This window comes from Faecalimonas canis (assembly GCF_054601575.1).
In genome coordinates this window covers 1-6524 of record NZ_BAAHSI010000013.1, presented here as the reverse complement: position 1 = coordinate 6524, position 6524 = coordinate 1, and the positions used below count along the sequence as shown (strand labels likewise).

Below are 6524 nucleotides of genomic sequence, written 5' to 3'. Positions count from 1 at the left end.
TCTAGGTATTTCCTTTTTTATAATTTTTAAATCAATATGTAATAGTTATTTTAAATGGTTTTATATAACCTTGCACTTGCATACCATGACAATACTTATTTCCAAAATCTACTGCAAAATTATCATATGCTACCTTATTATCATCAAAATTATAAGTATCTGTTATTTTATATACTGCACTATATCCATTACTTTTCTTCGTAAAAGTAACTGCATAATCTACCTCATGTAATGCTGTAAATGCATCTAACGGTGAATTTTTAGACGTAAAATAAAAGTGACCATCTACAACACCATAATCGTCCCCTGTTGCTAAAATTTCATTTTCAAATTTTGTAGTAACCTCAGCAGTAAATGCTTCATTTGTACATAAAGTTTCTGCCCATTTATCTTTTTTATGCGTTACATTCGATGGTTTATAACTAGTTCCAAGTTTTTCGTATGGAACGACTGCATGTTTCATATAATCAGCAGTATGATTTGCACCTTTAGCAATTACTAGTAAAATGCCTGTAGAATATAGATTACAGGCATTGTCATAAGCCTCTTTAAATGGATCACTTGATAATATTTCCGACGCCATCTTTATGTATGCATTGTTTAAATCTTGGTCTGTCTTTCTATCCTGTTTTTCTATAGTAGAAATTACATCTAATAATAAGTCATTATATTCTTTAGAAGTTATATTAGATTTCGAATTAAATAATCCAATAACATCTTGTATGTATTCTTTATTTTCATCATTATCCGAAATCAAATTATCAATTTGCTTTTGAGTATCAGGATAAATAAGTAGCCTGTCTTCTGCGTGTGCTGAAATAGGTGTACAAAGTAAACTGAATAACATTAAAACTGATACAATTTTTTTCATCTGTTTTCCTCCTTTGAAACAATAAATTTTCTTTTATTATAACTGATTTTATTGAATTTCACTATATTAAATGTTATTATTTTAAAAAATTTAAAAAGGAGGTTTAAAATGAAAGAAAAAAAATATATTCGTATGTTTTCTCTTGTTTTATACATATTATTAGTATTTTGTTTGATTTTTTCCATTTTGTCAGGCTTTACATTCCTACCTATAAATCTAATCAATACTGATACTATTCCATTATTTATATTATCATTGTTTTATGTAACATGGTTTATAAGTATATTGTCCTCATTCCTTTTGCCAATAATCAAACGTTTACAAGAACAAAAAGAAAAAGTAACTTCTAATATATTATTTGGCTCAGGAACTTTATTAGTTCTTGCTTTATTTTCTTTAATAGTCTTTTTCTTTTCTATAATTTCCTATTTGTTCTATGTTGGATTAAGAACTGGAACTTTTCATGCACAATAGCAGTGACAACTAGCACAAAACCCCCAAGAGTAACAATCTCTTGGGGGTTTTCTATCCACATAAACATATAATATATCTATATCCACTACCCTCTGACTGTTAGCCTTTTAGGCTATAGGGGGCTTAGATTATCAATAAGTTTATTGCACATTTTTCACTTAAAACACATTCGGGTTTATATTTAATTTTGATATTATTGTTATCATTTGTTGCTTTTTTCGTTATCATCTGATACAATTACTTCATGGAGAAATATCTATTCGACGGGGCAATCGTAGCCCGATGCCATTTAGATATTTCTCTTTTTTAGTCATAAAGATACCAAAAGCCCACTGGATATACTCCGCGGGCTTTTCTATTCCGTTCTACAATTTTTAAAAAGTATAATCATAATATGGCTTTTCTTTTGCCTGCTCTTCCTGAAGAATAAGTTCCTTTGCCTTTTCCTGATACTCTTTGTGTCGTCTTCTTAATGTGCTTTCAGACACGCCTAATTCCTGTGACAAACTTTTTACTGTTCTTCCCTTGTCTAGTTCATCGTATACCCACTCCATATTTATTTCCTTATGATTTGCTCGTTTAGACACTAATTTCTCTCTCAAAATCATTTTGCTAGTCCTCCTCTATATTATCACTATGGTTCATTTTTCATTCATCATACATTTATATACATTTATTTGTCAACTGCTATTTAATCCTATTCACTCTCTAATCATTTATATACATTCACTATTTAATCATATTCATTCTCTAATCACTTATATTCAATTTCTATTCATTATATTCTCTTATTTCTCATCTTCAATTCAATCATATTCGATTGCTAATCATCTATACATATTTATTAAACAATCTTTATAAACTGCAAATCATTTATATACATCTATTTCTACTCTTTAAAACAATTATATTCAATTATTAATCATTTGTTTGCTATTATTTATCTGTTATTAATCATTCCTCTACATCTATATACACCTATTTTACATTTTATAATCGTTCATATCCATCTTTTTTACTGTTTTTTCAATTTATTTTTCAATTATACACATTCTATTTTCACTCATTTATAGGTAATTTTATCAATCATTTTTCAATCAAACATTCATCAAGAACCGTATGTTCTTGGCAAGATACGCATTTTGTCGGACAAAATGGCATTTCTTGTTAGGGGAGAATATCCCCTAACACCCCTGCATATCTGTAAATAAAAATATATATGATACGTTCCATTTTATTTTCTTATTCCAAAGCAAATACTCAGTTCATCTGAGGAAATAACAGAGCAAGCAAACATTTTCCCCTCCAGCATAATAGCCAACAAAAAAGAGTATCAAGGATAAACGCTACGGTCTTTCGACCGCCCTTGACACTCTTTTCCTTATGGCTCTGATAATAAACAAGGGGAAATGACTTCTTGTGACATTTCTGCCCCTGTGATATAATTGACAGGCTACCACCCCCAGACAGGTAGAGAAAGGGGGTGAGTCACATGAGCGAATTACTCACATCTTTTTTTCTTTCTGTTTTGGCAAGTGTAATCGCCTACTACATCTGCAAATGGCTGGACAGAAAGAAGTAATCGGTAGTCAGCCTTGGGATTAAGCCACCCACCCAGAACGGAATAGAAAAGCCCCGGAGTTGCGACCTCCGGGGCTTTTTGTGTGCCACATGAGCACTCACATCTTTCTTGCCTACTGGCATTATAGCATATGCCTTTCGGCATTTCAAGTATGCTCTACTTCCACCACTTGTAAACAGTAACTCCGATTACATAAATAAAAGAAAAATATATTCTTTACATACCACACTTGTCTTTCTTCTATTTTTTTGATACACTCTTTTACACAGGAAACACCTATTTGACGGGGCAATCGTAGCCCGATGCCATTTAGGTGTTTTTCTTTTTTATTGGAATACACATCAGTAAATATTTTATTTAATTGTGACACTTGTTTTTGAAGAAAAAATGACATGATTTTCAATACTTTTTCGTGTTTTCTTAAAGAATAGTGTGCACACGAAAATTCTAGGCTTTGCCTAGCCCAAAAGGCATTTTGGGTACAGTTTTCCCTTATGCTCTTTTTAACAGACTATTCTGCCCCAAAAACGTCTTAAACGAAATAAAAGGTGCTAAGTTTAGCACCTTTTATTTTTCTTCGTTAAAAAGGAAAATAAAGCCTTTAAAAACATATTTTTATTCACGCACCCTCTTATCGATTATTCTGTTTTTCAAAACAACCGATGTATCAATTAAATAAGACACTGTTTCACTTCATATATTTTTCTTCACTTTCCTAATAATTTCTTCCACCATACTTTATTGGGTTCTTTTTCTTCCATTTGCAACATTTTCTGTTCCGTTATCATTTTTAGTTGTTGCTCTTGGTCTAAAAGTTTTTGACACTCTGTAAGCCTTTTATTCAACTCATCTATCTGCTTATTTTTATATTCCAATTCATCACGAAGTAACTCAATAATAGCCTCATTTAATGTGTCTGTAGGTTTCGCATCAGGTTTCGCAAGTTTCGCATCAGGTTTCGCAACATCAACCCCATAATGCCCGTAAATACGGTATTCTATGCTTTCGCTGATTGCGAAACTTCCTTTCGCATCTTTCGCAACATGGTTTCGCCTACACCACCCTCTTATTGCTTGTTCCGACACCCCACATATCTGTGCCATTTCTTTAATCGTTTTCATTTTTTCCTCTTTTGTTTTCTGATTTCATCAATATCAAATACATTTAATTAATTTTGACACTACATAAGAAACAGGTCATTTTGTTCCTTTGCATATTTTATTTTTCGGAATAATGTAGAACGACTAATTCCAAGTTCTTTTGCGACTGTTTCTGCATTCTTCTCTGCTATCAGTTCTTCCACTTCTTCCAAAGTTATCGGATGATTAGTCCTAACTCTATGACGTCCTGCATTTCTTGTCTTTTTTTCCATATAGTCTTTTCTCCGTGAAATATATGCTACCCTTTTTTCACATTGTGTTTCAATTTTTACTCCAACTCTATCCAATATTGCCTGCAACTTGTCTATTGTTTTGTCATTTTCTTCTTGATGATATGTGTCCAAATAGAGTACCAAAGTTTCACCAATCCAGTTTTCTTCCATACTTCTCACCTCTTTTAAGTCTTTTTATTAATATTGATACTATCTCCTTTCTTATAAAAAGTCAATACGTTGCTTTTATCTTGTAATCACATTTATACATTGTGACATTTATACTCGTATGATATAATCATCTTCGTTGTCACGCCCAATCCGACAACGGAAAGGGGGTGTACTTGTGGAAACAATATTTTCATTCTTGGTCTCTTTCGTGGCAAGCATAGTTGCTTACTATGTGTGCAAATGGTTAGACGGAGACGACAGTGACAATTAGCCTAAAAAAGCCCCAGAGGTGACGCTCTGGGGCTTTTTCTTATTGTGTACCCGTGGATACATTTTCATTCTTGCCTATTGGCATTATAGCATATGCAAATAGGTATTTCAAGTATTCCTTATTTCCACCATTTATACACTGTTGGTTTTGATAAGCCAGTCTCTCTGATACAATCTACCTTTCTTCCTTTAGGATTTCTTTCTTGCCACTCTGTGACAACTTTCGCCTTATCGGGTCTGCCCTCTGCCACTTCCTCTCCTAACTGCTTTTTTAAGGATTTCATTGTATTCATTAACACAATATGGTCTTTTCTTTTTCTACCGTTCCGCTTATTCTTCTCAATCTTAATATCTGTACGACTTATAATCGTATCTATGGGATAAGTCATATAACTGTCATTATACGCCTCTAAAGCGTGCATAGTATCCTCAAGGGTAAATTCACCCCCAATCGAGTTAAGGAACGGTAATAGGTCTATAGAATCCCGCACAAGTTCCTCATACGGAATGGCACATTTCTTCGCATAAGTGGCAAGTGTCATTACACACCAATATCTATGCCCCTCTGTTGCACCTCCTTTAATCTGTCTTATCCACCAATCATACAAGGCACGATTACACGTCCATGTGCCTTTGGGTTTCCGTTGCACAATTCTTTTTTCATACCAATCTGGATATTTCTTCTTCGCTTGCTGTAACGTAAGGTTGCTTTTGTATGTAAATTCTGTTGCTTGATACTCTTCTGGAACAAAGGAATTAAGGTACTCTATATCCACTTTTTCGCCGTACAGAAATGCTCTTGTTTTAGTCTTTTTCTTAGTAATCGTTCCCACTACCCGAAACCCTTGAAAAAGACTTTCATACTGCACGTTATCATGTAACACAGAAGCACCCTGTGTCCATGCCTGCCACGTCAATCGTCTCTTTAATTTCTCCAATTCTGTCACAATATTAGGAAACAGAGGGATTGGCTCTTCAAACACATAATAAATATGCACACCCGTACCACTTGCCACTAAAAAAGTTGGTTTTGGCAGTCCCCATACAAACGCTTTCAAATTCTCCCCATTCTCAATCTGCTTCATAAGCACATTAAAACACTTCTCATTCACAACACCATCAACATCTATTGCCATAGCATACATCAATCGGGCATTCTCACTTTTCCTCGATTTGCCTATATAAGAGATTGGAGACATAATACAAAAATTATCTCTCTGCAACAATTCATCCAATATCTCTAAATCATCTGTAACCGTATGACGAAAAATCTTCTGCTTACCATTTATCTTTTCATCCGTGACCTCAACAACTATCCCATTATATTTCCCTGACTCATATATACCCTTTTCTTCAAAACTACCTTTCGGAAACATAAAACGATAAAAACCCATTGGTTCAACCTCTGGGAATAACTCTGAAAATTTATCTAAAACATTAAACATAAATACCCTCTTTCTCCCTCTCTTATGGGCGTTATATTATCAATGAGTTTTTTTACCTTTTTTCTATTAAAATATAACAGACTTTTTTTAGTCTGTCAAAACCTCTATTTTCTCTCAATTCTTATCTATAAATTTTTCACCTTTTTTAGTTTCGTGTTCAAAAATTCTTCGTTGAAACAAATCCTCTATGATGTCATCCAAACGGAGAATATTTATCTAAGGAGGTGGTTACATATGAATTGCTTAAAGAATTTTATATTTAATTCGGATATTTCTATTCATCTCATCTGTAAATAACTTGATAGAACTTGTAGCAACACAAAAAAGGAAATACCTAGA

General features: G+C 33.2%; 6 protein-coding genes. 1 reads left to right on the top strand and 5 read right to left on the bottom strand.

Annotation, left to right across the window (positions count from 1 at the left end; genetic code table 11):
* Positions 1–31 precede the first annotated feature (31 nt).
* The gene (locus tag ACYPXO_RS03885) at positions 32–871 is read right to left on the bottom strand and encodes a hypothetical protein (RefSeq protein ID WP_459639368.1); all 840 of its coding nucleotides are present in this window, start codon (positions 869–871) and stop codon (positions 32–34) included.
* A 108-nt stretch (positions 872–979) separates the two neighbouring features.
* Between ACYPXO_RS03885 and ACYPXO_RS03880 the strand changes: the two genes are divergently transcribed.
* Positions 980–1345 (top strand): hypothetical protein, encoded by a 366-nt coding sequence (locus tag ACYPXO_RS03880; protein WP_418756033.1) that lies wholly within the window; start codon positions 980–982, stop codon positions 1343–1345.
* 374 nt (positions 1346–1719) lie between these two features.
* On the opposite strand, the gene ACYPXO_RS03875 is transcribed toward ACYPXO_RS03880, so the two are convergent.
* The 4 genes from ACYPXO_RS03875 to ACYPXO_RS03860 all read right to left on the bottom strand — a co-directional run bounded on the left by ACYPXO_RS03875 (position 1720) and on the right by ACYPXO_RS03860 (position 6185).
* Entirely contained in the window at positions 1720–1953 is a 234-nt protein-coding gene (locus ACYPXO_RS03875) for a transposase (protein ID WP_459639367.1), read from the bottom strand.
* Between the two features lie 1681 nt (positions 1954–3634).
* Positions 3635–4048: a hypothetical protein gene (locus ACYPXO_RS03870; RefSeq protein WP_459639366.1), complete on the bottom strand. Its 414-nt coding sequence runs from the start codon at positions 4046–4048 to the stop codon at positions 3635–3637.
* Positions 4049–4107: 59 nt separating this feature from the next.
* Positions 4108–4470, bottom strand: a complete 363-nt coding sequence (locus tag ACYPXO_RS03865) for a hypothetical protein (RefSeq protein ID WP_459639365.1) — start codon at positions 4468–4470, stop codon at positions 4108–4110.
* Positions 4471–4859: 389 nt separating this feature from the next.
* Positions 4860–6185, bottom strand: coding sequence for a hypothetical protein (locus ACYPXO_RS03860; RefSeq protein WP_459639364.1), 1326 nt, complete (start codon positions 6183–6185; stop codon positions 4860–4862).
* Positions 6186–6524: the final 339 nt, after the last annotated feature.